The following is a 23,306-nucleotide window of genomic DNA, read 5'->3' as shown; positions in this document are numbered from 1 at the left end:
ACCAACGGCCAGTTGTGCTGTGCAGCGATCACGTCCGGTGATCGGCGCCGGGAGGTCGAGCGTGGAGCTGCGCCAGCTCAGGTACTTCGTCGCGGTCGCCGAGGAGTTGCACTTCGGCCGCGCCGCCGAGCGGCTGCACATCGTCCAGCCCGCGGTCAGCCAGCAGATCGGCCGGCTGGAGCGGGAGTTCGGCGTGCGGCTGTTCGACCGCTCGTCGCGCCACGTGCGGCTGACCGACGACGGCCGCCGGCTGCTCGAGCGGGCCCGCCTGGTGCTGGCCGCGGCCGCCGACACCGCGACGCTGGCGGCCGAGCTGGCCGGACGCTCCGGCGTGCTGCGCCTCGGCGCCGGCGCCGGGCTGGAGCGACGGGTCGAGCGCGGGCTGACGACGCTGCGGGCGGACCGGCCGGACCTCGCGGTGACGTTCGCCGACGGCCCGGTGAGCGCCCACCTCGACGCGCTGCGCCGCGGCGACCTGCACGCCGTCCTCCTCCGCGGCGCCGTTGAGAGCGACGACGACCTGGTCGCCACGCAGGCGTGGTCCGACGAGGTCGTGGCGGCGCTCCCGGCCGGGCATCCGCGGGCCGGCGCCGACGCCGTGCGCGTCGCCGACCTCGCCGGTCACCCGGCCCGGCTGCCCGCGCCGCAGTGCGACGGGCCGTTCCACCGGCTGCTGGCCGGCGCCGGGGTGCGGCCGCTGCCGGACCGCCCGGCGGGCACCGTCGAACGGACCCTGCTGGAGCTGGCCGGCAGCAGCGACCAATGGGCTCCGATCCCGGCCAGCGGGCCGCCGCCGCCCGCCGGCGTGCGCACCGTCCGGTTCGATCCGCCGCTGCCGCTGCCGGGCGTCGTCGTGACGTCGGCGCGGACGCCGGCGGACTGCCGGGCCGGGCTGGTGGCGGCCTTCGGCGGACCCGACATCATCGACTACGGTGGACGCTGATGAGCGAACGATGGATCGACCTCGTCGGCGCGGTCAACGTCCGCGATCTCGGCGGGCTGCCCACCACCGACGGCGGCGCCACCCGGTTCGGCCAGGTGCTGCGCTCGGACAACCTGCAGGACCTCATCGGCGACGACATCGACCGGCTCACCGGCGAGCACCGTCTGCGCGACGTCGTCGACCTGCGCACGACGTACGAGGTGACGTCCGAGGGCCCCGGCCCGCTGACCCGCGTCCCCGACGTCACCATCCACCACCTCTCCCTCTACCCCGAGGTCGGCACCACCACCGACGTCGAGGCCGACAGCGTGCTGCCGTGGACCGGCCAGGACGACGAAGAGGCCATCTGGGTGAACGCCGGCGTCTACTACACCAACTACCTGCGGCACCGGCCCGGCAACGTCGTGGCGGCGCTGCGCACCATGACGACGTCCGGCGGCTCCACGCTGGTGCACTGCGCGGCCGGCAAGGACCGCACCGGTGTCGTGTGCGCGCTGGCGCTGTCCGTCGTCGGCGTCGACCGCCAGGCCGTCGTCGACGACTACGTCCAGACCGGCGAGCGGGTCGACGCCATCATGACCCGCCTCAAGGCCACGGCCACCTACGCCGCCGACCTCGAGGGGCGTCCCAACGACGCGAACCTGCCGCGTGCCGAGTCCATGCACACGTTCCTCGACTTCATCGACACCGAGTTCGGCAGTCCGGCCGGCTGGCTGGCGCGGCACGGCTGGACCGACGCCGAGACCGCCGCGCTGCGTACCCGGCTGGTCGGCTGACGCCGGCGTCAGCGGGCCAGCACTGCCGCGTTTCGTCGTGCTTTGCAATGAGCACCAATACGCACCGTCACGCCCGAGCCGTCAGGTGGTGCGTATCGGTGCTCATTGCAAAGCGGTGAGGAGGGTCTCCCGCACCCTGGGCCATTCGGCGCTGAGGATCGAGTAGTAGACGGTGTCGCGCCAGCTGCCGTCGGCGCGGCGCATGTGGTGACGCAGCACGCCCTCGCGCCGCGCGCCGAGCCGCTCGATCGCCCGCTGCGACCGGACGTTGAGGTGGTCGGTCTTCAGCGCCACCCGCTCCAGGCCCAGCGTCTCGAACGCGTGCCCGATGACCAGCAGTTTCGTCGCGGTGTTGACCTCGGTGCGCCACCACGCCGGCCCGATCCAGGTGGCGCCCACCTCGACCCGCCGGTTCCCGGCATCGATGTCGAGGTAGGACGTCGCCCCGACGACGCGGCCGTCGGCGCGGCGCCTGATCACCCACGGCGCGAGGTCGCCGTGAGCGGCCATCGCCAGCGCGCGGTCCAGCGCTCCGGCCAGCCCGTCCGGCCCCGGCCGCCACGCGGACACCCAGCGGAACAGCTCGTCCGGCTCGGACACGGCGGCCTCGAGGTCACCGAGATGCGCCGACGACAGCGGCTCCAGCTCGATCCAGGCGTTGGCCAGCGGGACGGCGGCGATGATGGACACGTGCCCATCTTCGCCTACCGTCGAGACTCGACCGAAGAAGGGACCACCGCGTGACCATCCGGCCGTACGAGCCCGCCGACACCGACGCGCTCTACGACATCTGCCTGCGCACCGGCGACAACGGCGGCGACGCCACCGGCCAGTTCGCCGACCCCCGGCTGCTCGGCGAGCACTTCGTCGGGCCGTACCTGCGCTACGAGCCGGACCTGGCCTTCGTCATCGACGACGGCGCACCGGCCGGCTACGTGCTGGGCGTGCGCGACACCCCGGCGTTCGAGCGGGTCTGCGAGCGGGAGTGGTGGCCGCCGCTGCGGGAGAAGTACCCGCCCGGCTCGTTCCCGGCCGGCACCCGCGACGCCGCCTACGTCCAGCGGCTGTACGAGTCGCACACGGCCGACCCCGAGATCGTCGCGAAGTACCCGGCCCACCTGCACATCGACCTGCTGCCCCGCGCGCAGGGCCAGGGCATGGGCCGGGCGTTGATGGAACGGCTGCTGGCGGCGCTGCACGCGGCCGGCGCGCCCGCCGTCCACCTCGGCGTCGGCGCGGGCAACACCCGCGCCATCGCGTTCTACGAGCGGATGGGCTTCCAGACGCTGTACCAGTCGCCGAACGGCCGCACGATGGGCCGTCCGACGACCTAGACGTCGTTCCCCGTGACGAGTGAACGCGGCCTGCGCGAGCGTGGGCGGATCAGCAGGACGGCGGCGAGCACGGCGGCCAGGTAGAACGCCGCGGCACCGAGCAGGCCGGCGCTGTAGCCGTGGGCGAGCGCTTCCGGGAGTGCTGTAGTCGCGGGCTGGCGCCCGGTGGCGTTGACGGCAACGCTGGCCAGCGCGGCCAGGCCCAGCGCGCCGCCGATCTGCTGACTGGTGTTGATGAGTCCGGATGCGATGCCCGAATCGTCGGGAGCGACGTCCTGCACGCCCCCGATCGTGGCCGCCACGAACCCGATGCCCAGGCCGATGCCTGCGACCAGCTGAGCAGGCAGCAGCACGGTCAGGGCGTTCTGGTCGGGGGTGAGCATGCTGAACCAGACCATCGCGGCGGCCGCCACGGTCATGGCGGCACCCAGGGCGGCGCGAGGGGAGGTGCGGGCCAGCAGCCGGGGGCCGACGGCCCCGGAGCCGATGCCGATGCCGAGTGCGAACGGCAGGTAGGCCAGCCCGGTGAGCATCGGCGAGTATTCCTTGATCGTTTGCATGTAGAGGGTGAGGAAGTAGAAGGTGGCCAGCTGGCCGGCGCCCATCAGCAACATGACCAGGTTGGCGCCGAGTCGGCCGCGGTCGGCCAGCACGCTCGCCGGGAGCATCGGGGTACGCACGCTGCGTTGGATGACGACGAACGCGAACCCCAGCACCAGGGCGATCGCGGCGAAGGCCAGAGTCAGCTCGTCGGTCAGACCGTCGGATCCGGCTCGGCTGATCGCATAGACCAGCGAACCGAGCGCGAGCGTGACGGTGACGGCGCCGGGCAGGTCGATGCCGCCGCGTTTGCGGGTGCCGGGGATCAGGGTGAACGTGCCGGCGAGCACCGCCAGCGCGAGGGGGACGTTGATGAACATGATCCATCGCCAGCCCAGGTACTCGGTCAGCGCGCCGCCCAGCAGCAGGCCGACCACCGAGCCCAGGCCACCCATCGCCCCGTACACGCCGAGTGCTCGGTTGCGCCGGGGGCCGGCGGGAAAGGTGTCGGCGAGCAGCGACAGGGCCGCGGGGGCGACGACGGCACCGCCGACACCCTGCAGCACTCGCGCGACGATGAGCGTGGCGCCGTCCTGGGCGGCACCGCCCAGCAGGGACGCCAGCAGGATCACCACCAGCCCGGCGCGGAACAGACGGCGGCGGCCGAAGACGTCACCGGCGCGGCCGCCGGCCAGCAGCATCCCGCCGAAGGCCAGCGCGTAGGCCGTCAGCACCCAGTCCAGGTCGGCCCGGGCGATACCCAGGCCCGAGCCGATGACCGGCAGGCCGACGGTCACGATGGTGCCGTCCATCACGATCAGCAGCTGCGCCGCCGCGATCACCAGGAGGGCCCGGCCGGTCTTCCCGTCCTCGGGGCGCGCAAGGGTGTGCGAGTTCATCGGGCGCCGCCTTCGTCAGGAGCCGGCGGCGGCGCGGTGAACCGCGACCGCCAGCCGGTCGTGTTCGGGATAGGACCAGTCGAAGGAGAATCGGCGGCGGGTGTAGCCGAAGGTGAGCCCACTGCGCGGATCGGCGAAGGCTTCGGAGCCGGCCGAGCCGTTGTGGCCGAACGCCCGAGCGCTCAGGAAGGTGTAACGCAACCCTTTGGCCTGGAACCCCAGCGAGTACTGGCCTCGAGCACCGACGACCAGGTCGCCGCCGGTCGAGTGGAGCATGCTGAACTCGTCGACGATGTCGGGCCCGAGCAGCGGGGCACGGCCGTCCAGCCCGGACACGGCCACCGCATACATGCCGGCCAGCCCCCGTGCACTACCCACGCCGCCCGCGGACGCCTGGCCCAGCGCCCTGACCCGCCGGGTGTTGAGGAAGGCGACCTGGTCGAGTGGCGGCGTGGAGTTGAGGCCGTACCCGATGCCGGTGATGCTGTGCGGGCCCGGGACGTTCGCCCAGAACGCGGCGAGCTCCTCGGGGTCGGCCAGTCCCGGCAGCACCTTCCGGTACCGGTGCTCCAGTGCCTCCGGGAGGCCGAGATGGACGTCGAGCCCGTGGGGTGCGCGGACGCGTTCCTCGAAGAGCTCCTGCAGGGACCGGCCGGTGGCCCGCCGGACCACCTCGCCGACGATCGCGAACGACACGAACCCGCCGTAGCCGCAGGCGGTGCCCGGGCGCCAGTAGGGACGCTGCCCGGCCAGTCGCGCCGCGATCACCTGGTCATCGGCGAGCTCGCTCGCCGTCAGCCCGCCGTCGACCCCGATCACGCCGGACCGGTGCGAGAGCACGTCGCGCAACGTGATCCCGGCCTTGCCGGCAACGGCGAACTCGGGCCAGCGCGTGGCCACGGGCTCGTCCAGGTCGAGCACACCCTCCTGCGTCAGCAGCGCCACCAGCAGCGTCGCCGCGCCCTTGGTCGAGGAGTACACCCCGGTGAGCGTGTCGCCCGTGACCCCTTCGCCGGCCCACAGATCGACCACCTTCCGGCCGTTCAGGTACGCGGAGAGCTGCGCCTCGGCCGCATCGCCCCCGGCGGCCATCGCGGCGGCGAACTCGTCCCGCACCGCTTCGAAGCCGTCGGCCACCGTCCCGTAGATCTCCATCTCGCTCATCTCTTCCGTCTCGGTTCGTCGGTCACGGCTATGTCGAACCGGTGACGGCGAACGTGACCGGACGCGGTCACACCGGCGGCCCGCAGAACGTCAGAGATGCAGGTGCCGCGTCGGCGGCAGGAGAGAGGACCATGAACGAGCACGACGTCCTGGCCGGACTTTTCGAAGAGCACCGCCCGCGTCTCAGGACAGTGAGCTACCGGATGCTCGGCTCCCTGGCCGAGGCCGACGACGCCGTCCAGGAGGCATGGCTGCGGCTCGTCCGCTCCGAGTTCGACTCGATCGGCAACCTCGGCGGTTGGCTGACCACCGCCGTCGGCCGGGTCTGCCTGGACATGCTGCGCTCCCGCGCGAAGCGGGGCGAGCTCCCGCTGGAGCCCCGCCTGCCGGACCCGATCGTCAGCGAACCGGCCACCGACCCCGAGCACCAGGCGGTGATCGCCGACTCGGTCGGGCTGGCCCTGCTGGTCGTCCTGGACTCGCTGAGCCCTCCCGAACGGCTGGCCTTCGTCCTGCACGACATGTTCGGTGTCCCGTTCGACGAGATCGGCCGCATCGTCGACCGCTCCCCGATCGCGGCCCGCAAGCTCGCCAGCCGAGCCCGGCTACGGCTCCAGGGCAGCGTGCCCGAACCCGAGCCCGACCCGGTCGTTCAGCGCCGTGTCGCCGACGCCTTCCTCGCTGCCGCGCGCAACGGCGACTTCGGCGCCCTCGTGGCCGTCCTCGACCCCGAGGTCGTGCTGCGCGTCGACGGCGGCAGCGCCCGGCCCGGCGGCATGCGAGTCCTCAGCGGCAGCGAAGCGGTGTCCGGCCAGGCGGCCGTCTTCCACCGCATGGCGACCTTGGCGACCAGCCGTCCGGCGCTGGTCAACGGGACGGCAGGGCTGGTCAACACCCTGGACGGCGAACTGCTCTCGGTCATGAGCCTCACCGTCACCAACGGCAGGATCAGCGCGATCGAGATCCTGTCCGATCCCGAGCGGCTGGCCACCCTCGACCTCACCGGGCTCGGCGAGCCCCACCGAGGTTGAGCCGGAGGCGTCAGCGGACGAGGTCGCGCACCGCGACGATCTGCTCGCGGCCCGGCCCCACGCCGACCGCGGAGATCGGCGCCTTGCACAGGTCCTCGACGGCCTCGAGGTAGCGGCGCGCGGCCGGCGGGAGGTCGGACAGCGTGCGGGCGCCGCTGATGTCGTCGTCCCAGCCCTCGAAGTACTCGTAGACCGGCACGGCGTGGTGGAACTCCGTCTGCGTCATCGGCATCTCGTCGTGCCGGACGCCGTCGATCTCGTACGCCACGCACACCGGCACCGGGTCGTAGCCGGTCAGCACGTCGAGCTTCGTCACCACGAGGTCGGTGGTGCCGTTGATGCGGGTGGCATAGCGGCCGATGACGGTGTCGAGCCACCCGCAGCGGCGCGGGCGTCCGGTCGTCGTGCCGAACTCGCCGCCCGCCTTGCGCAGGCGGTCGCCGTCGTCGCCGAACAGCTCCGTCGGGAACGGGCCCTCGCCGACCCGGGTGGTGTACGCCTTGAGCACCGCGATGACGCCGTCGATGCGCGTGGGCGGGATGCCCGAGCCGGTGCTGGCGCCGCCCGCCGTCGCGTTGGACGAGGTGACGAACGGGTAGGTGCCGTGATCGACGTCCAGGAGGGTGGCCTGCCCGGCCTCCATGATGACGACCTTGCCGTCGGTGAGCGCCTGGTCGAGCAGCAGCGCGGTGTCGGTGACCATGGGCCGCAGCCGGTCGGCGTAGCCCAGCAGCTCGTCGGCCACCTCGTCGACGCTGGCCGCGCGCCGGTTGTAGACCTTCACCAGCAGCTGGTTCTTCTGCTCCAGCGCGCCTTCGACCTTCTGCCGCAGGATCTTCTCGTCGAAGAGGTCCTGCACCCGCAGGCCGACCCGCGACATCTTGTCGGCGTAGGTGGGGCCGATGCCGCGGCCGGTGGTGCCGATGCGGCGCTTGCCGAGGAACCGCTCGGTGACCTTGTCGAGCGTGCGGTTGTACGACGGGATCAGGTGCGCGTTGGCGCTCACGACCAGCTTCGACGTGTCGACGCCGCGGGCCTCGAGCCCGTCGAGCTCCTCGAACAGGACGGCGAGGTCGATGACGACGCCGTTGCCGATGACCGGCGTGACGCTCGGCGTCAGGATGCCCGACGGCAGCAGGTGCAGCGCGTAGGTCTCGCCGTCGATGACGACGGTGTGGCCGGCGTTGTTGCCGCCGTTGAACTTCACGACGTAGTCGACCTGGCCGCCGATGAGGTCGGTGGCCTTCCCCTTGCCTTCGTCGCCCCACTGGGCGCCGACGAGCACGATTGCGGGCATGCGGTGTGTCCCCCTGTGTCGAGGTGCGGAGTCGTGCGGGGGACCGAGACGGCCCCCCGCACGGTCAGCCGAGCGCTTCAGCGGCCTCGGCGCTGGAGTCGCGCAGGAACTGCGCGCAGCGGGCGGCCTCGTCGGTCTCGCCGATGGCCTCGGCGGCCCGGCCGAGCGCGTTCAGCGACCGCAGGAACCCGCGGTTGGGCTGGTGCGCCCACGGGACCGGTCCCTGGCCGCGCCAGCCGGCCCGCCGCAACTGGTCGAGGCCGCGGTGGTAGCCCGTGCGCGCGTAGGCGTAGGACGTCACCGCGTCGCCGGCCGTGAACGCGCGGTCGGCGAGGTCGGCCCACGCCGCCGAGTAGGCGGGATGGGCCGCCGCCACCGTGGCGGCGTCGACGCCCGACTCCAGCGCCTCGCGGGCCGCGGGGTCGTCGGGCAGCAGCGTCTCGGGCGGCCCCGCCATCAGGTTCTCGCCCGGCATCAGCGAATCTTCTGACCGGCCGACCGCAGCTGCTGAGTCGCCTCGACGACGCGCTCGGCGAGGCCCGTCTCGGCCAGCTTGCCCCACGCCCGCGGGTCGTAGGCCTTCTTGTTGCCCACCTCGCCGTCGACCTTCAGCACACCGTCGTAGTTGGTGAACATGTGCGACACGACCGGACGCGTGAAGGCGTACTGGGTGTCGGTGTCGATGTTCATCTTGATGACGCCGTAGTCGACCGCCGCGCCGATCTCCTCGGCCGTCGAGCCGGAGCCGCCATGGAAGACGAGGTCGAACGGCTTGTCCTTGCCGTAGCGCTCGCCGACCGCCTGCTGGATGTCGCGCAGGATCTCAGGACGCAGCTTGACGTTGCCCGGCTTGTAGACGCCGTGCACGTTGCCGAACGTCAGCGCCACGATGTAGCGGCCGCGCTCGCCCAGGCCGAGCGCCTCGGCGGTGGCCAGGCCGTCCTCGACGGTGGTGTACAGCTTCTCGTTGATCTCGTGGGCGACGCCGTCCTCTTCGCCGCCGACGACGCCGACCTCGATCTCGAGAATGGTGTTGGCCTCGGCCGACAGCGCCAGCAGCTCCTCGGCGACCTTGAGGTTCTGATCGAGCGGCACGGCCGAGCCGTCCCACATGTGCGAGTTGAACAGCGGCGCGCCGCCGTTCTTCACCCGGGTGGCGGACAGCTCGAGCAGCGGCTTCACCCAGTGCTCGACGGCGTCGAGCGGCGCGTGGTCGGTGTGCAGCGCGATCTGGACGTCGTAGCTCTGCGCCACCTCGTGGGCGAACGCGGAGAACGCGACGGCGCCGCGGACGCGGTCCTTGATCGTCGGGCCGGAGATGTACTCGGCACCCCCGGTGGAGATCTGGATGATGCCGTCGCTCTCGGCCTCGGCGAACCCGCGGATCGCCGCGTTGATCGTCTGCGACGACGTCACGTTGATGGCGGGATAGGCGAACGAGCCGTTCTTGGCCCGGTCGATCATCTCGGCGTAGACCTCGGGAGTGGCGATGGGCATAGACGCTCCGTTCCGGTCGGGCGGCAGTACCCAGCCGCCCGGGCTCAGCCCCACGTCTACGGGGGGCACGCATGTCAGGCCCAGTATTCACTGTAACCCGGTGGTAACGCGAAACCCGTCCGCGGGCGTCCCCCAGAACGCGCAGATCGGGATCGCCCAGATGCGCTCGTCGAGCTCGAACGGGAGCGGTCCGGTGTGGAGGACGACGCCTCGGACGAACGACTCACCGAGTTGCTCGCGCAACCACGCCAGGTGCCGCGCGTCTCGTGACGTCGGCGCCGAGGTCGCTTTGACCTCGATGCCGATGACGCGCCCGTTCCCGAGGTCGACGACCAGAGCGGCCTCCCGCCGCCCGCCCTCGGCCCGCAGGTGGTGCAGTCTCGGCCTTCCAGCGACGGTCATCAACTCCGGCCTGAGCTGGGCCGCCACGAACGTGTCCAACGTCCGGCCGAGCAGATCCGCGTCGCTGAGGACGGCCGAGGCGTCGAATCGGCCAGCGGCCGCGGCGAGCCCGGCGTCGAGCAGATAGCGCTTCGGCCGCTTCAGCAGCCGACTCAGACGGTTCGACAGCCAGGGCCGGACCGGCTCGTAGACGAACAGACTCTGCAGGAGATCGTCGTAGGCCCGCGCGGTCTCCTTGTTGATGCCCGCGGCTTCGAACAGGGTCGTGCCGGCCGGCAGCCCGGCCGTCGACAGCGCCAGCACCTCGAGGTACTGCCGCAACAGCGCCGGCCTGCGGTCGGCGATCTGCTTCGCATCGCGAGTGACGAGTTGGTCGACGTAGCCGTCGTACCATTCCCGATGCAGCCGCTCGGGCAGCCGGAACACCGGTTCCGGGAAGCCGCCCCGCAGCGCCAGGTCCACGTACTCGTCGAGGTCGGCCGCGCCGGCGGGGACCCGGACCTCGTCGAGATTCCCAGCGACGACGGCGGCCAGCAGCCCGGCGCCGTCAGCGGTCCCGTCGATCTCCCGGCGAGCCATGGGATACATCGCCTGCCGCACCACGCGCCCCGTCCCCGGCCACGTGGTCGCGGCGGGATCGGCGTCGACGCTGCCGGTCAGGAGGAACCGGCCGGGCCGGGGATCGGCGTCGACCGCGCGCTTCACGGCGCCGAGGACGGCCGGCACCTCCTGCCACTCGTCGATGAGCAGCGGCTCGTCCATGCGCCGCAGCGCGGCGTCGGGGTCGGCCTGGACCACCTGAGCCACGGCCGGCGTGTCGAGCCGCAGCACGCTCGCCGCGAGCCGCATGGCCGATGTCGTCTTGCCCGCGGCGCGTGGACCGTGGAGCTGCGACACTGGGCAGGACCTGCGGATATGCTGGGGGTCGCTTTACCCACGAGCTCAGCAGAGGAGACGCCGTGCCTGAGCGCACCGCAGTCGTCGCAAGCAAGGCCGGTCTGCACGCCCGGCCCGCCGCGGTCTTCGTCAAGGCCGCCGCGGAACAGCCCACCAAGGTGTCGATCCGCAAACCCGACGGAGACCCGGTCGACGCGTCGAGCATCCTGTCGATCATGACGCTCGGTGTCGAGCAGGGCGACCAGGTGATCCTGTCCGCCGAGGGCGAGAAGGCCGACGACGCCCTCGACGCCCTCGTCGCGCTGCTGGAACGCGACCTCGACGAGTAGTCCGTACTCTCGCGCGACGCTGCAGGTGGCCCGTCCACCTGCAGCGTCGTCGTTTATGGGTGGGGTCCGGGCGCGCTTGTGGTCCCGGACATTGCTCGGTTATCCTACAAATCAACGCCATGCCGGGAGGAGTTTCACGTGGCCCAGGGGGACCAGCTCACGCAACTGACGGCGCTGCCGCGGCCGCCGAGCCTGCACGAGTCGGTGCAGGCGGCGCTGCGCGACTACATCCTCACCAACGGACTGCGCGCCGGCGACGGCCTACCGGCCGAGGGCGCGCTGGCCCAGCAGCTCGGCGTCAGCCGCAACTCCGTCCGCGAGGCGGTCAAGGGGCTGGTGTCCCTCGGCATCCTCGAGACCCGGCGTGGCAGCGGCGTGTTCGTCAAGGACTTCTCGCTGTCCCTGCTCATCGACAACCTCCCGTTCAACCTGCTGTTCGACTTCAGCGAGCTGGCCGACCTGCTCGAGGTGCGCCGCGCCGTCGAGAACGACCTCATCGAGCGGGCCGTGCGCGACATGACCGACCGCACCCGGTCCGAGCTCGAGCAGATCGTCAGCGAGATGAAGGAGAAGTCCGACCGCGGCGCCGACGTCCTCGACGAGGACCGCCGGTTCCACCGCACCCTCTTCGCCGACGCCGGCAACGCCGTCGCGCTCAAACTGCTCGACGCGTTCTGGCTGACGATGAGCCGCGCGGTGTCGCAGCGCGCCGAGATCGCCGACGACCGGCCGTCCGACACCTACCGCCAGCACGACGCCATCTACCGGGCCGTGCTCGACGGCGACGTCGCGGCCGTCCACGACGCCCTGTCCGACCACTACGCGCCGATCCTGACCCGGCTCGACCGCACCAGGCCGCTCTAGGTTCTCCCTCTTCTCGAGCACCGGCCGTTCGCGGTCCGTGCTCGGCCGCACGCTGCTCTCTTCCGTTCGCATCGATGCCTTCGAGGAGTTGCCATGTCCGTGTCGCCGATGACCCGACGTTCGTTGCTGGGAGCCGCGGGAGCGGTGGGTGCGGGTGCGGCGGCCGCGGGGCCGGCTTTCGCCGCCGACCCGGCCGGGAGCGAGGCGCTGACGGTGTCGTCGCGGGCGGCGGCGGAGCAGGCGATCGTCAACGGCCGGGCGCGGGCGCTGCGCACGTTCGGCTACGCCGAGGCCGGCGACGGCGGCGGCGCGCTGTACCGCCGGCTCGACGCGGCGCCGGCCGAGCCGGACCGCTGGCACCTGCGCACCCGCGACGGCGCCTGGTGGGAGCTGGCCGACGACGTGGTGTCGGTGAAGGCGCTGGGCGCCGTCGGCGACTACGACGTGGCGGCCGGCACCGGGACCGACGACACCCTCGCGCTTCAGGCGGCCGCCCGGCGAGGCGGGACGGTGTACGTGCCGGGGGTGGACGGCGCGTACCTGACGACGGACTCGATCAGCCTGCTGGCCGACGGCACGTACTGGTTCGGCGACGGGCTGCGGTCGCGGATCACGCTGGCGTCGGGGCCGGGCGGGGCGGGCGAACTGCTGGGGATCCACGGCGCCGCGCCGTCGACGCCGTCCGGGCCGCCGCAGCGCTACGTGCGGGGCGTGCGGGTCAGCGGGCTGCACCTCGACACCGGCAACGGGTCGAACGACAACGGCCTCGGCGGCTCGTTCTGCCGCGACGTGCAGGTCGACAACCTCTACTTCTCCCGCATCGGGCGCAAGGCGCTGACGTTCCAGTACCACTGCTCGAACATCCGCTGCCGCGACGTGACGGTGTTCGAGGCGGCCACCGAGCCGCGGTCCACGTTCGCCGTCATCAGCATCGAGGGCCAGACCGCCGGCGTCGACCTCTCCTACTATCCCGGCGGCACCACCAGCACCGAGGACCTCGGCGGCGCCGACGTCCACGACATCGCGTTCAGCGACATCAGCTGCCACTCGACCGGCTACAACTACGTCGTCGTCTCCAACGCGCACCGGGTCCGGTTCGACGGCCTCGCGCTGGGCGACACCGCCGGGGCCGGGTCGTTCGTGATCTTCACCCGGAAGGTCTGGGACAGCCACGTCCGCGGTGTGCGCGGCGGCGACACGGCGCGGCGGTTCCTGGAGATCGGCGAACTGGCCGACGCGTGCACGTTCTCGGACCTGCGGTTCGGGTCGACGACCGGTACCGGCGCCGACGGCCGTGCGGTGCGGATCGGCGGCACCCGGATCCGGCTGGCCGACGTCTCGTTCAGGCACGGCAACGCGGCCGCGCTCGAGGCCGTGCTGGTGGCCGGCGCCGACGCCACGATCACCGGCCTGCACGTCGCCGAGTGCGCGTCGCACTACGTGCTGAACGCGCCGCCGGCGGGCGTCGGGCTGAAGCTCACCGACTGCACGTTCGTGTCCGCCGCCGCGGCGGCGTTCCGGATCAAGGGCGCGCAGGCGCACGTCGCGGGCAACCATTTCCGCACCCCGGCCGGGCCGTTCGCCGGGCGGTTCGAGGGCCCGGACAACGTCTTCACCGGCAACCACGTGGCGGGGTCGGCGGCCGGGCGTCTGGTGGTGACCGCCGAGGCCTCCGTCGTCGCGACGCTGAACACGTTCGAGTCCGGCGCGACCATGACCTTCGACGGCGGCAGCCTCTACGCCAGCGCCGCGTTCGGCAACACCGGTCTCGCGGCGGACGGGGCGAACCTGATCCCCCTCGGTGGCGGCGCCCTGCACGCTGACGGATCCGGGGTGCTGCGCATCAAGGACTCCCGCTTCACGTCCGACACCGACGGCGTGGTGGTGGGAGCCCAGACCTAGGCGCCGCTCCCCCGGCCCGCCGTTCCGCCACGTCGGTCGCGCAGAGTCTGTCGGTCCCCGCCCGTAGGGTGGGCACCCTCCCTCGAGGGGCGGGTCATACCTACCCCTCGGTCGCGCCGACGCCGCCCGGCGCCGGTGTCCGCGGCAACCGCCAGGCGGCCAGCAGCCCGATCAGCCCGGCCGCCGCCAGCACGGCCATCGCGAGCCCGTAGGCACGATCCGGCGTGGCCGTCAGCCCGGCCACCAGCACGGTGCCGGCGATCGCCGTGCCCAGGGTCGAGCCGAGGTTCGAGACGCTGCGCGACAGCCCGGAGATCTCACCCTGCAGGCTCTCACCGAAGCTTGACTGCACGACGTTCACCGACGGCGTCAGCATCAGGCCCAGCCCGAGGCCGATCACCAGCAAGCCCGGCGCGAACGCCCACACCGACGGCGCCCCGATCACCAGCGCCAGCAGCACCCCGATCCCGACGATCGCCAGCACGAACCCGCCGAGGATCAGCGTGCGCTGGGCCCGCCGCCGGGCCAGCCGCTCCGCCGCCAGCGACGACACCAGCAGGCCGGCCGTCGCGGCGGTGAAGATCACGCCCGTCTCGATGGCGTCGTACCCGCGCACCACCTGCAGGAACGTCGCGACGACGAATGAGGTGCCGAGCAGCAGCAGCCACTGCACGTTCTGCGTGACCAGCCCGAGGTTCGCCGTCCGGCTGCGGAACACCGCGGTGGACAGCAACGGCTCCTCGCCGGCCCGCTCCTTCGCCCGGATCGACCAGACGAACCCCGCCAGCAGCAGCGCACCGGCGACCAGCAGCAGCACCATCAGCGCCGCGCTGTTGTCGGCCGCCAGAATCCCCATGACCAGCGCCGTCAGCCCGGCCGCCGACAGCGCCGCGCCGCGCACGTCGAACGGCCGGTCGGGGTCCGGCGGCAGCGGGTCGCGCAGGTCACGGCTGAGCCAGATGATCACGGCGATCACCAGTGCCTGGAACACGAACGCCGCGCGCCAGCTGATCGCCCACGTGATCAGGCCGCCGATCAGCGGCCCGGCCGCGCCGCCGACCCCGCCCATCGCGCTGATCAGGCCGAACGCCCGCGCCCGCGACGTCACCTCGGTGAACAGCAGCGTCGCCAGGATGTAGACCGGCGGGATCAACAACGCCGTCCCGACGCCCTCCAGGATCGAGTTGCCCAGGATCAGCAGGCCGAGTCCGGGCGCCGCCGCGCTGAGCAGCGCGCCGACGCCGTAGATCGTCAGGCCGGCCCGGAAGCACAGCTTGCGCCCGTACTTGTCGGTCAGCTTGCCGCCCGGGATCATCAGCGCCGCCATCACCAGCAGGAACACGGTGATCGCGACCTGGACGCCCTGAACACTGGTGTCGAGGTCGCGGCTGATGTCGTTGATCATCACGTTCATGTTCGAGCCGGCGAAGCTGCAGATGAACTGCGCGAGCGCGAGCGGGACCAGAACCTTCCGCAGCGCCTTCGACGGCCGGTCCGACGACGTCGTGTGCTCGGCCACGGTGCACCCCTGCCTCGATGCTGGCACGACGGACGGGCCGCGGCCAGTGATCAGCGGCGGTCGGCGAGGATCAGCGGCTGGGCCGGGTCGGTGTGGTCGACGACGAGGTCGGCGCGGTCCAGCGGCCGGTCGCGCTCGCGGTAGAGCGCCTGGGCGGGCAGGTAGCGGTGCGTGTACCGCTCGATGACCTGCTGCTCGCCGCCGAACAGGTCGCTGTCGCGGACCACGGCGCGGCGCAGCGTCTCGTCCGGCTTGACGTGCAGGTAGATGCTGAGCTCCCAGGCGTCGCGGAGCTCCGGGCGGAGCAGCAGCACCCCGTCGACGATGACGACGGCGTCAGGCGGCGCCACGGCGACGGCCGGCTCCGTCGGCTGCCCGGACCGGTGGTCGAACGTCGACCGCAGGTAGCGACGGTCGCCGCCGGGGCCGAGCGGGCGGAGCACGCCGTCGCGGATCGCCACCACGTCGAACGCGTCGAGGTAGTAGCCCTCCGGCGACAGCGCACCGCGCCGCGACCGCAACTCCGGCGGCTGGTGGAAGTCGTCGGCGCCGAGCCTGAGGACCGGGCGGGCGCCCTCGAGCGTCGCGGCGAGCTCGTCGGCGAACGTCGTCTTCCCGGCCGCGTCCGGCCCGTCGACGGCGACGCGGACCGGGTGGCCGGGGTCGAGCGCCCGCAGCGTCGTCGCGACCGATTCCAGCAACCGCTGGCGTTCCATGTCAGGGCCCCTCTCTCGGCGTTCGGCGATTGTCCCCTGGTTCGTCGCGGGCGCGTGCTAGCCTGCCGCGCGGTTCTGCCACCTCCTGCTGGGACGTCCCCATGTCGTTGTCGTTCGTCCGCCGCGCCGCGCTGCTCTGCGCCGGCGCCGTGCTCGCCCTCACCGCCTGCGGTTCCTCCGACGACGACCCGTCGGCGGGCGGGTCGGACACCCCGGCGCCGACCTCGGCCGAGCCGTCGACGGACGCGTCCGCCGACCCGACGACAGACCCGACGACCGAGCCGCCGGCGGAACCGTCCGAGCCACCCGCCGAAACCCCCGCCGAGACCCCGGCCGCGCCGCCGGCCGATGGGTCGGGGTCGCCGGAGACCACCGAGGCGGCGATCACGCGGTTCGAGACGTTCCTGCACGCCCTCGGCGCCGCCGACGTCCCGACGATGTGCGCCATCGCCGGCCCGGCGGCCGCGCAGGCCGAGGCGGAGGGCTTCGGCCCGTGCGAGTCGACCATGGCGATCATGGCCACGCTGCCGTCGGCCGAGCAGCTGGCCGCCCTGGCGACCGCCACCATCGACCCCGAGTTGGTCGACGACAGCACGCCCAGCCAGGTGACGATCCCGATCGAGGCCGTGGTGGCCGACGCCACCTTCACCGAGGAGGACCTCGGCGACACCGTCCTCGCCTACCAGGACGGCGACTGGTTCATCGTCGACTAGTTCCTGGCGAAGAAGTAGGCGAACGAGCGGCCGCCACCCTTCGGGTTCGGCTCGTCCAGCCGTGCGGTGATCGTCAGCCCGGCGCCCTCGATCAGCGCGGCGATGCGCTCGCCCGGCAGGAGATACGCCTCGTACGAGACCGGGTGCCCGCCGTAGGCCTCGGTCGGGCGCAGGTATTCGTCCGCGCCGAGGTGGGTGCCCAGCAGCAGGTGGCCGCCGGGCGCGAGCACTCGGCGGAACTCGGCGAACACGGCCGGCAGGTGCTCGGGCGGTGTGTGGTGCGTGGAGAAGTGCGCGACGACGCCGCCCAACCCGCCGGTGGGGAGGTCGAGTGCCGTCATGGAGCCGACCGTGAACGTCAGCTCAGGGTGCGCCGCGCGGGCCAGCTCGACCATGCGCGGCGAGAGGTCGACGCCCGACACGTCCAGCCCGTGCCCCGCCAACTCGGCCGTCAACCCGCCCGGCCCGCACCCGACGTCGGCGACCGGGCCGTTGCTCTCGGCCAGCACGACCTCGGCGAACGCGCGCAGCATGGCGTGGCCGAGCGGCCCCAGCCGCGACGGCGGGAACCGCTCGGCGAACGTGTCGGCGACGGTGTCGTAGGAGCTGCTGACGGCGGCGAGGAAGGCGGGTTCGGTCACCCACCCGACGCTAGCCGCCGCCACCGACAGCCTCGTCCCGCAGCAGCGCCAGCGACGGCGCATCGACTCCTGAGCGGCCGAAGCGGGTGGTACCTGGCGGGACAGGTGACCTGAACGCCAACAGTTGGCGCTCAGGTCACCAGGTCGAATCACCACAGCCCGAGCACTGGACTGCCGCAGCGCACGGGCAAGCGCTTGCCGCCGGGCGGTTCGTCTGTTTGACTCCGCTCTGTCAGGTCTAGACCTCTGCCGAGGAGGGCCCGTGGAGCTCAGTCGCCGCCGAGTGCTGTCGATGCTGTCCGCCGCGGGCCTGGCCGCGGTCGTCCACCCGCCGCGAGCAGGCGCGACGCCGGCCGGCGTGGCACCGGCCACCATCGGCACCGACCGGCTGCTCGCCAACACCGCCACGATCTTCGCCGGCACGCCGGACGTCAACGCGCACCCGGCGGTGGCGGCCAAGCTGGCCGCGATCGACCGGACCGCCGCCACCTGGCGCACCGCCCTCGACGGCGCGGGGGCGGGCGAGTTGTTCGCGGGCCTGCCGCTCGGCGCCAGCGACCCGAACCTCAACGCGACCTACCAGCACCTCTACGAGATCGCGCTGGCCACTGCTACCCCGGGCGCGGCCCTGCACGGCGACGCCGCCGCCCGGACGCAGGTGCGCGACGGCCTGGTGTGGCTGCACGACCACTACTACGGCGACCAGGCCGCCGGCTACTACGGCAACTGGTTCACCTGGGAGATCGGCGTCTCGACGCACGTCGGCAAGACCCTCGCCCTGCTGGGTGAGACCGGCGACCTCGTGCGGACCTACGTCGCCTCCATGGACGCCTACCTGCGCAACGGCACCGACGGCGACGTGAACCTGGACTCCCGCTTCCACACCGGCGCCAACCTCGCCGACATCACGACCAACCGGATGATCCAGGGCGCCCTGCTCGGCGACGAGGCGCGCATCCGCAAGGCGATCGAGGACCAGCTCACCGTCTTCGCGACGATCGACCCGTACGCGCTGCGGCACGGCAACACCGACGGCTACTACGCGGACGGCTCGTTCATCCAGCACCACTCCGTCGCCTACACCGGCGCGTACGGCCGCGCGCTGCTGACCCGCGTCGTGCAGACGCTGAAGATCCTGGAAGGGACGGGGTTCGCCGACGGCGCCGCGCTGGGCCCGATCGTGCAGCGGTGGGTGACCGACGGGTTCGCGCCGCTGATCTTCGAGGGCTGGATGATGGAGATCGTCAAGGGCCGGTCGGTCTCGCGCACGTCGACGGGGTACACCGACGTCGCTCAGGTGGTCGAGGCCGTCGTCGACCTCACCGGCCACGTGCCCGACCCTGCACCGCTGCGCGGGTACGTGAAGTTCATCCGGTCGACGTCGCGGGCGGCGCTGGACCCGGCGACGTTCGTCTCGCCGGTGAGCGTCGCGCGCTTCGCCGACCTCATCGCCGACGACACCGTCGAGCCGGCCGACCTCAACCCGCCCGAGCGCTGCGTCGCCTTCAACGCCATGGACAAGACGGTGCACCGCCGCCCCGGCTACACGTTCGCGCTGGCCCGCAGCTCGGACCGCATCAGCAAGTACGAGTACATGAGCGGCGAGAACCTCATGCCGTGGTTCCAGGGCGACGGCGCGCACTACCTGTACCTCTCCGGCGGCGACCAGACGCAGGCGTTCGGCGTCGACTACTTCACGACGGTGTCGCCGTACGGCCTCGCGGGCGTGACGGCGCCGGTCGAGGAGCGACGGACGATCCCGCAGCTCTACGGCACGCCGTACTACGACAACCCGGGCCACCCGCTGAACTTCACGTCGTCGTCGACGTCGCAGAACACGTACGTTTACTTCCCGCGCGGCACCAACACCCACTCCGGCGGCGCGACGCTGGACGCGTACGGCGCCGCGGCCCTGGTGCTCTCCAGCGACGTCGCGTGGGCCGACCAGCAGCGCGGCGTGCTGCCGGACGATTTCGTCGTGTATCGCAACGCGAAGGCGACGAAGTCGTGGTTCCTGTTCGACGACGAGATCGTCGTGCTGGCGGCGGGGGTCGGGGGCGACGCGGGCCGGGCGGCGACGACGTCGGTCGACGCGCGCATCGCGGGGGCGGCCGACCCGGTGACGGCCGTCGGCGCGCTGCGGGACGGCGGCGCGTGGACCGGGCCCGGCACCGCCGACCTCGCCTGGCTGCGCTGGGCGAACCCGGCCCAGGACGCCGCCGTCGGCTACGTGTTCCTCTCCGCGCAGCCGGTGCGCGTCGGGCTCGACACCGTCACCCGCAGCCGCCGCGTCGTGCGCACCGCGAACCCGGACACCGCCGTGACCAAGCGCGTCCTCGGCGTGACGATCGACCACCCGGCCGGCGCGGCGCCGTCGTCGCACGCGTACGCGCTGGTCCCGCACGCGACGGAGGCGGCGCTGACGGCGTACGCGGACGGCCCGCTGGAAGTGCTCGCGAACACCACCGACGTCCAGGCCGTGCGCCACGCCGGGCTCCAACTGACCGGCGTCAACACGTTCACCGCCGGACGGCACGAGGCCGGTGGGCTGAGCGTCGACGGACCGGCGTCGGTGCTGGCGCGGACGCGGGCAGGCCGGCTCACCACCGTCGCCGTCTCGGACCCGACGATGGACCGCGACGTCGTCGAGGTGCTGGTGACCGGACGGCGGCTGACCCGGGTGGCCGGCGACCGCGCCGTCACCGTGCGGCACACGGCCGAGGGCACGCTGCTGAGCGTCGCGACCCGGCAGGCCTACGGCCGCTCGTTCGAGGTGACCCTGCGCGGCTAGCTCTGCGCGATCTTCGCGGCGACCGCCAACTCGTCGACGAGGTCGTTCATGGGGTCGCCGGAGTGCCCCTTGACCCAGCGGAAGACGACGTCGCCGCGTTCCTCGACGAGGTCGACGAACGGCTCCCAGAGGTCGCGGTTGGCCACCGGCGACTTGCTGGACGTGACCCAGCCGCGGGTGCGCCAGTTGCGCCACCAGCCGTCGCGGAAGCAGTTGACGACGTAGGCGGAGTCGCTGACGACGACCAGCGGGCCGGACATCGCCTTGACCGCCTCGAGCGCCGCCGTGATCTCCATGCGCTGGTTGGTGGTGCTCGGCGCGGACCCCGACCCGAACCGCTCGCGCGAGATGGCCCACGCCCAGCCGCCGGGGCCGGGCGTGCCGGAGCAGGCGCCGTCGGTGTAGACCTCGACCGCGCCCTCGGGCGCCACCATGGCCGGCGGCCGGGGCCGCTTGGCGCGGGCCGGTGTCGCGGCGGCCGGGACGAGCGCCGCCTCGGCGTCGCCGGGGACCGGGATGAGGGCGGGCGCGCCGGCGCAGGCAGCGTGCACCCAGGCGCGGTTGCGGCCGCTGCCCGAGCTCTCGAGCTCGTCGCCGGGATGGATGTCTCCACCGCACGCACCACACCGGCCGGCGTACTTCGCGAGCACGAACACCTCTCCCTTCGACGAACGAACTCCCGGCACCCTACCCGCGACGTCCGACAGGACCGTGGATCACACCCGGTGCCGCAGCAGGACGTCGGCGAGGGCGACGTCGGCGGGGTCCAGCGCGGCCTTGCCGTCCTCGATCTCCCAGAGCGCGTTCTGCAGGACGCGGCCCAGCGTCCAGCCCGCGGCCCGCCGTCGTTCGACGCCGGTCAGCTCCCCGAGCAGGTCGAACCGGCGCAGCACGACCCGCTCGACCCCGCCGGCGACGACGTCGTCCCAGCGGCTGTTCAGCGCCGGCCACAGGTCGAAGCCAGGGTCGCCGGCCAGCGGCACGGGATCGATCGCCAGCCACGGCTCCCGCTCGCCGGCCAGGACGTTCTCGGCGTGCAGGTCCCAGTGCAGCAGGCGGTCGCCCGGTTCCGGCAGCAGCTCCGCGACGGCGGCCGCGCAGGTCGCGACCAGCCGGCGTTCGGCCGGGTCGGCCAGCGACGGCGCGGCCGACGGGGCGTCGGCGACCATCGCGGCGGCGATGTCGGCCAGCCGCGGCAGGCCGTCCGGCGCCGGCCGCGCGGTCAGCCGGGCCAGCAGCTCGCCCAGCACGGTCATCGCGGCGTCGTCGGACGGGACCGACGACAGCGGCCGGTCGCCGTCGAGCCGTTCCAGCAGCATCGCGCCGCCGTCGTGGGCGAGCAGCCGCACCACACCGTCGCCGTCCCAGGTGCGCAGCCCGACGACGGCGGCCGCGGACTCCTCGTTGGCCGGCTGCAGCCGGAGCACCGCGGGCGTGCCGTCGGCCTGGACCACCGGCTGGACCAGCGCCGCCATGCCGTTCCCGGCCGGTCCGTCAGGATGCAGTTCCCACCGCTCCAGGGACGTGGCGAGCAGCCGCGGAAGGTCCGCCAGCCAGGCCCGTCCGGAGTCGTCGAGGCCGTAGGAGGTGACGAGGGCGGCCGACGCCGCGTCGAGACTCACCCCGGCATCGTATGCAGCGCCTCCGTGAGCACCCGGCCCTCACCCCGTGACGGGGCGGGGATGCCGAGCAGCGCGGCGATCGTCGGCGCGACGTCGACGTGCCGCGCGCCGTCCAGCCGGGCCCGCGGCGAGACGCCCCGCCCGGCGACCAGCAGCGCGGCCTCCCGCTCGCCGGTCCGGCCGTGGTAGCCGCGCGGGCCGTCCGGGTCGGTCAGCCCGAACGACCAGCCGGCGACCGGCTCGGCCACCAGCTCGCCCAGCAGCGGGCTGGCGCCGAACGCGTCGAGGGCCGCGCGGTCGTGGACCCGTTCCACCGCCTCGACCGACTCCAGCGCGGCGCGGGCCCGCGCGACGCCGTCCGGCGTCCGGGCGGCGCCGAGCAGGTACACGTTGGCGACCCCGCCGACCACCATCGCGACGTCGGTCGACGGCGCGGGCGCGGCGCCCGGCGCGACGAACTCCGGCGTGAACCCGGCGGCGGTCAGCGCGGCCAGCACGTCGCCGCCGAACGCGCGGGTGAACGTCGTCATGCCGTGGTCGCCGAGCAGCACGAACGCCGTGCTCCCGTACGTGCCCACGTCCTTCGTCGCCTGGACGAGCCGGCCCAGCGCGGCGTCCAGCGCGGCCAGCCGGCCGGCCATGCCGGGCGACTCCGCGCCCTCGGCGTGCCCGAGCGCGTCGAGGTCGTCGGCGTAGACCGCGAGCAGCGTCGGCGGCCGCTCGACGGTGACCGTCGTCGAGCCGGACTGCACCGGGCGGCCGTGCAGGATGTCGGCGGCGACGTCCAGCCGCGACGGCCCGGTGCCGCCCGGCTGCACGTACAGCGCCCGCGGGTCGCCGAACACGACGCCGTGGTTCTGCAGGATGAAGAACTGCACCGACGCGACCGTCCCGCCGGCCGCCGTCACCGCCTCGGCGATGGTCGGCGCCTCGAGCGTCCTGCTCTGGCTGACCGCCCGCCCGGTGGCGGGGTCGAGGAAGTACGGCGTGTTCAGGTGCGTGCGCGGCCAGGCGCCCGAGACGACACTGGCCCACGACGTGTTCGTGATGGACGGGAAGCAGCCGGTCGTGGTGCCCACGACGCCGCGCCTGGCCAGCGCGTCGAGATGCGGCGTCTCGACCAGGTCGAGGTAGGCCGGGTCGAACCCGTCCCACCCGACCAGCACCACGTGCCGCGCCCGGCCGCGGCCGCTGCCCTCCACCGCGTCGGCGATGGAGGGCAGCGCGAGGGCGGCGGCGGTCCCGGCGCCGGCAGCGAGCACGGCACGACGGCTGACGGAACGTCCGGACGAGGGGATCTCCATGCCGCACAGCGTTCCCACCCGGAATGAACGCCACCCGGCCTGATTCAGTCGGCGAGGTAGCGGGCCAGGTACTCGCCGGTGTACGTGACCCCATGACCGACGTGCCCGGCAACTGTCCGAACACC

The 23,306-nt window shown here is 73.0% G+C and carries 22 protein-coding genes; 9 read left to right on the top strand and 13 right to left on the bottom strand.

Annotated features, from left to right (window positions below):
- The first annotated feature begins 61 nt into the window (after nucleotides 1-61).
- Both BLV02_RS25765 and BLV02_RS25760 read left to right on the top strand, forming a co-directional pair.
- Nucleotides 62-943, top strand: a complete 882-nt coding sequence (locus BLV02_RS25765; RefSeq protein WP_069108983.1) for a LysR family transcriptional regulator — start codon at nucleotides 62-64, stop codon at nucleotides 941-943.
- Nucleotides 943-1,719, top strand: coding sequence for a tyrosine-protein phosphatase (locus BLV02_RS25760; RefSeq protein ID WP_069108984.1), 777 nt, complete (start codon nucleotides 943-945; stop codon nucleotides 1,717-1,719). Before BLV02_RS25765 ends, BLV02_RS25760 begins: the two co-directional genes overlap by 1 nt.
- A 102-nt stretch (nucleotides 1,720-1,821) precedes the next feature.
- Here BLV02_RS25760 and BLV02_RS25755 read toward each other — a convergent pair whose 3' ends face one another.
- Nucleotides 1,822-2,409, bottom strand: a complete 588-nt coding sequence (locus BLV02_RS25755; RefSeq protein ID WP_069108985.1) for a GNAT family N-acetyltransferase — start codon at nucleotides 2,407-2,409, stop codon at nucleotides 1,822-1,824.
- Between the two features lie 50 nt (nucleotides 2,410-2,459).
- Between BLV02_RS25755 and BLV02_RS25750 the strand changes: the two genes are divergently transcribed.
- Entirely contained in the window at nucleotides 2,460-3,053 is a 594-nt protein-coding gene (locus tag BLV02_RS25750) for a GNAT family N-acetyltransferase (protein ID WP_069108986.1), read from the top strand.
- Here the strand turns inward: BLV02_RS25750 and BLV02_RS25745 are convergent.
- A complete protein-coding gene (locus BLV02_RS25745; protein ID WP_069108987.1) occupies nucleotides 3,050-4,492 on the bottom strand; it encodes an MFS transporter in 1,443 nt (480 codons plus the stop codon). The two genes, BLV02_RS25750 and BLV02_RS25745, sit on opposite strands and share 4 nt — an antisense overlap.
- A 15-nt stretch (nucleotides 4,493-4,507) precedes the next feature.
- Entirely contained in the window at nucleotides 4,508-5,656 is a 1,149-nt protein-coding gene (locus tag BLV02_RS25740) for a serine hydrolase domain-containing protein (RefSeq protein WP_069108988.1), read from the bottom strand.
- Between the two features lie 131 nt (nucleotides 5,657-5,787).
- Here BLV02_RS25740 and BLV02_RS25735 point away from each other — a divergent pair, with 131 nt between their 5' ends.
- Nucleotides 5,788-6,687, top strand: coding sequence for a sigma-70 family RNA polymerase sigma factor (locus BLV02_RS25735; RefSeq protein WP_069108989.1), 900 nt, complete (start codon nucleotides 5,788-5,790; stop codon nucleotides 6,685-6,687).
- 10 nt (nucleotides 6,688-6,697) lie between these two features.
- On the opposite strand, the gene BLV02_RS25730 is transcribed toward BLV02_RS25735, so the two are convergent.
- The 4 genes from BLV02_RS25730 to BLV02_RS25715 form a co-directional block, all read right to left on the bottom strand.
- Nucleotides 6,698-7,984 (bottom strand): adenylosuccinate synthase, encoded by a 1,287-nt coding sequence (locus tag BLV02_RS25730; protein WP_069108990.1) that lies wholly within the window; start codon nucleotides 7,982-7,984, stop codon nucleotides 6,698-6,700.
- A 64-nt stretch (nucleotides 7,985-8,048) separates the two neighbouring features.
- A complete protein-coding gene (locus tag BLV02_RS25725) occupies nucleotides 8,049-8,459 on the bottom strand; it encodes a DUF3151 domain-containing protein (protein WP_069108991.1) in 411 nt (136 codons plus the stop codon).
- A complete protein-coding gene (gene fbaA, locus BLV02_RS25720) occupies nucleotides 8,459-9,481 on the bottom strand; it encodes a class II fructose-bisphosphate aldolase (RefSeq protein ID WP_069108992.1) in 1,023 nt (340 codons plus the stop codon). Before fbaA ends, BLV02_RS25725 begins: the two co-directional genes overlap by 1 nt.
- An 87-nt stretch (nucleotides 9,482-9,568) precedes the next feature.
- Nucleotides 9,569-10,780, bottom strand: a complete 1,212-nt coding sequence (locus BLV02_RS25715) for an ATP-binding protein (protein WP_281243422.1) — start codon at nucleotides 10,778-10,780, stop codon at nucleotides 9,569-9,571.
- Nucleotides 10,781-10,842: 62 nt separating this feature from the next.
- Between BLV02_RS25715 and BLV02_RS25710 the strand changes: the two genes are divergently transcribed.
- From BLV02_RS25710 to BLV02_RS25700, 3 genes are all read left to right on the top strand, one after another.
- Nucleotides 10,843-11,109 (top strand): HPr family phosphocarrier protein, encoded by a 267-nt coding sequence (locus BLV02_RS25710; RefSeq protein ID WP_069108994.1) that lies wholly within the window; start codon nucleotides 10,843-10,845, stop codon nucleotides 11,107-11,109.
- 138 nt (nucleotides 11,110-11,247) lie between these two features.
- The gene (locus BLV02_RS25705) at nucleotides 11,248-11,973 is read left to right on the top strand and encodes a FadR/GntR family transcriptional regulator (protein ID WP_171906619.1); all 726 of its coding nucleotides are present in this window, start codon (nucleotides 11,248-11,250) and stop codon (nucleotides 11,971-11,973) included.
- Nucleotides 11,974-12,066: 93 nt separating this feature from the next.
- Nucleotides 12,067-13,875 carry a glycoside hydrolase family protein gene (locus BLV02_RS25700; RefSeq protein ID WP_141711347.1) on the top strand — a complete coding sequence of 603 codons (1,809 nt, stop codon included), beginning with the start codon at nucleotides 12,067-12,069 and terminating at the stop codon, nucleotides 13,873-13,875.
- Nucleotides 13,876-13,975: 100 nt separating this feature from the next.
- On the opposite strand, the gene BLV02_RS25695 is transcribed toward BLV02_RS25700, so the two are convergent.
- Together BLV02_RS25695 and BLV02_RS25690 are read right to left on the bottom strand one after the other, a co-directional pair.
- Nucleotides 13,976-15,394: an MFS transporter gene (locus BLV02_RS25695; RefSeq protein WP_069108996.1), complete on the bottom strand. Its 1,419-nt coding sequence runs from the start codon at nucleotides 15,392-15,394 to the stop codon at nucleotides 13,976-13,978.
- A 50-nt stretch (nucleotides 15,395-15,444) separates the two neighbouring features.
- Nucleotides 15,445-16,110 (bottom strand): nucleoside/nucleotide kinase family protein, encoded by a 666-nt coding sequence (locus BLV02_RS25690; RefSeq protein ID WP_069108997.1) that lies wholly within the window; start codon nucleotides 16,108-16,110, stop codon nucleotides 15,445-15,447.
- Between the two features lie 101 nt (nucleotides 16,111-16,211).
- Here BLV02_RS25690 and BLV02_RS25685 point away from each other — a divergent pair, with 101 nt between their 5' ends.
- Nucleotides 16,212-16,823: a hypothetical protein gene (locus BLV02_RS25685; RefSeq protein WP_069108998.1), complete on the top strand. Its 612-nt coding sequence runs from the start codon at nucleotides 16,212-16,214 to the stop codon at nucleotides 16,821-16,823.
- Here BLV02_RS25685 and BLV02_RS25680 read toward each other — a convergent pair.
- Nucleotides 16,820-17,464, bottom strand: coding sequence for a class I SAM-dependent methyltransferase (locus BLV02_RS25680; RefSeq protein ID WP_069108999.1), 645 nt, complete (start codon nucleotides 17,462-17,464; stop codon nucleotides 16,820-16,822). The two genes, BLV02_RS25685 and BLV02_RS25680, sit on opposite strands and share 4 nt — an antisense overlap.
- A gap of 262 nt (nucleotides 17,465-17,726) precedes the next feature.
- Here BLV02_RS25680 and BLV02_RS25675 point away from each other — a divergent pair, with 262 nt between their 5' ends.
- Nucleotides 17,727-20,255, top strand: a complete 2,529-nt coding sequence (locus tag BLV02_RS25675) for a polysaccharide lyase family 8 super-sandwich domain-containing protein (RefSeq protein WP_069109000.1) — start codon at nucleotides 17,727-17,729, stop codon at nucleotides 20,253-20,255.
- Here BLV02_RS25675 and BLV02_RS25670 read toward each other — a convergent pair.
- The 3 genes from BLV02_RS25670 to BLV02_RS25660 form a co-directional block, all read right to left on the bottom strand.
- Complete coding sequence (locus tag BLV02_RS25670; protein ID WP_216093943.1) at nucleotides 20,252-20,905, bottom strand: ribonuclease H family protein; 654 nt, start codon at nucleotides 20,903-20,905, stop codon at nucleotides 20,252-20,254. The two genes, BLV02_RS25675 and BLV02_RS25670, sit on opposite strands and share 4 nt — an antisense overlap.
- A gap of 66 nt (nucleotides 20,906-20,971) precedes the next feature.
- Complete coding sequence (locus BLV02_RS25665; RefSeq protein WP_069109001.1) at nucleotides 20,972-21,877, bottom strand: aminoglycoside phosphotransferase family protein; 906 nt, start codon at nucleotides 21,875-21,877, stop codon at nucleotides 20,972-20,974.
- A complete protein-coding gene (locus BLV02_RS25660; protein ID WP_083288184.1) occupies nucleotides 21,874-23,181 on the bottom strand; it encodes an alkaline phosphatase family protein in 1,308 nt (435 codons plus the stop codon). The genes BLV02_RS25665 and BLV02_RS25660 overlap by 4 nt, the downstream gene beginning before the upstream one ends.
- Nucleotides 23,182-23,306: the final 125 nt, after the last annotated feature.

Origin of the sequence: Jiangella alba, assembly GCF_900106035.1 — a bacterium.
Lineage (GTDB): Bacteria > Actinomycetota > Actinomycetes > Jiangellales > Jiangellaceae > Jiangella > Jiangella alba.
The sequence above is the reverse complement of the archived record's forward strand: the minus strand, read 5'-3'. Positions and strand labels throughout refer to the sequence as shown.

Coding starts and splice junctions, on each gene's coding strand:
- BLV02_RS25745 (WP_069108987.1), bottom strand. CDS start 4,492: ATGAACTCGCACACCCTTGCGCGCCCCGAGGACGGGAAGACCGGCCGG.
- BLV02_RS25690 (WP_069108997.1), bottom strand. CDS start 16,110: ATGGAACGCCAGCGGTTGCTGGAATCGGTCGCGACGACGCTGCGGGCG.
- BLV02_RS25760 (WP_069108984.1), top strand. CDS start 943: ATGAGCGAACGATGGATCGACCTCGTCGGCGCGGTCAACGTCCGCGAT.
- BLV02_RS25700 (WP_141711347.1), top strand. CDS start 12,067: ATGTCCGTGTCGCCGATGACCCGACGTTCGTTGCTGGGAGCCGCGGGA.
- BLV02_RS25740 (WP_069108988.1), bottom strand. CDS start 5,656: ATGAGCGAGATGGAGATCTACGGGACGGTGGCCGACGGCTTCGAAGCG.
- fbaA (WP_069108992.1), bottom strand. CDS start 9,481: ATGCCCATCGCCACTCCCGAGGTCTACGCCGAGATGATCGACCGGGCC.
- BLV02_RS25735 (WP_069108989.1), top strand. CDS start 5,788: ATGAACGAGCACGACGTCCTGGCCGGACTTTTCGAAGAGCACCGCCCG.
- BLV02_RS25685 (WP_069108998.1), top strand. CDS start 16,212: ATGTCGTTGTCGTTCGTCCGCCGCGCCGCGCTGCTCTGCGCCGGCGCC.
- BLV02_RS25730 (WP_069108990.1), bottom strand. CDS start 7,984: ATGCCCGCAATCGTGCTCGTCGGCGCCCAGTGGGGCGACGAAGGCAAG.
- BLV02_RS25725 (WP_069108991.1), bottom strand. CDS start 8,459: ATGCCGGGCGAGAACCTGATGGCGGGGCCGCCCGAGACGCTGCTGCCC.
- BLV02_RS25660 (WP_083288184.1), bottom strand. CDS start 23,181: ATGGAGATCCCCTCGTCCGGACGTTCCGTCAGCCGTCGTGCCGTGCTC.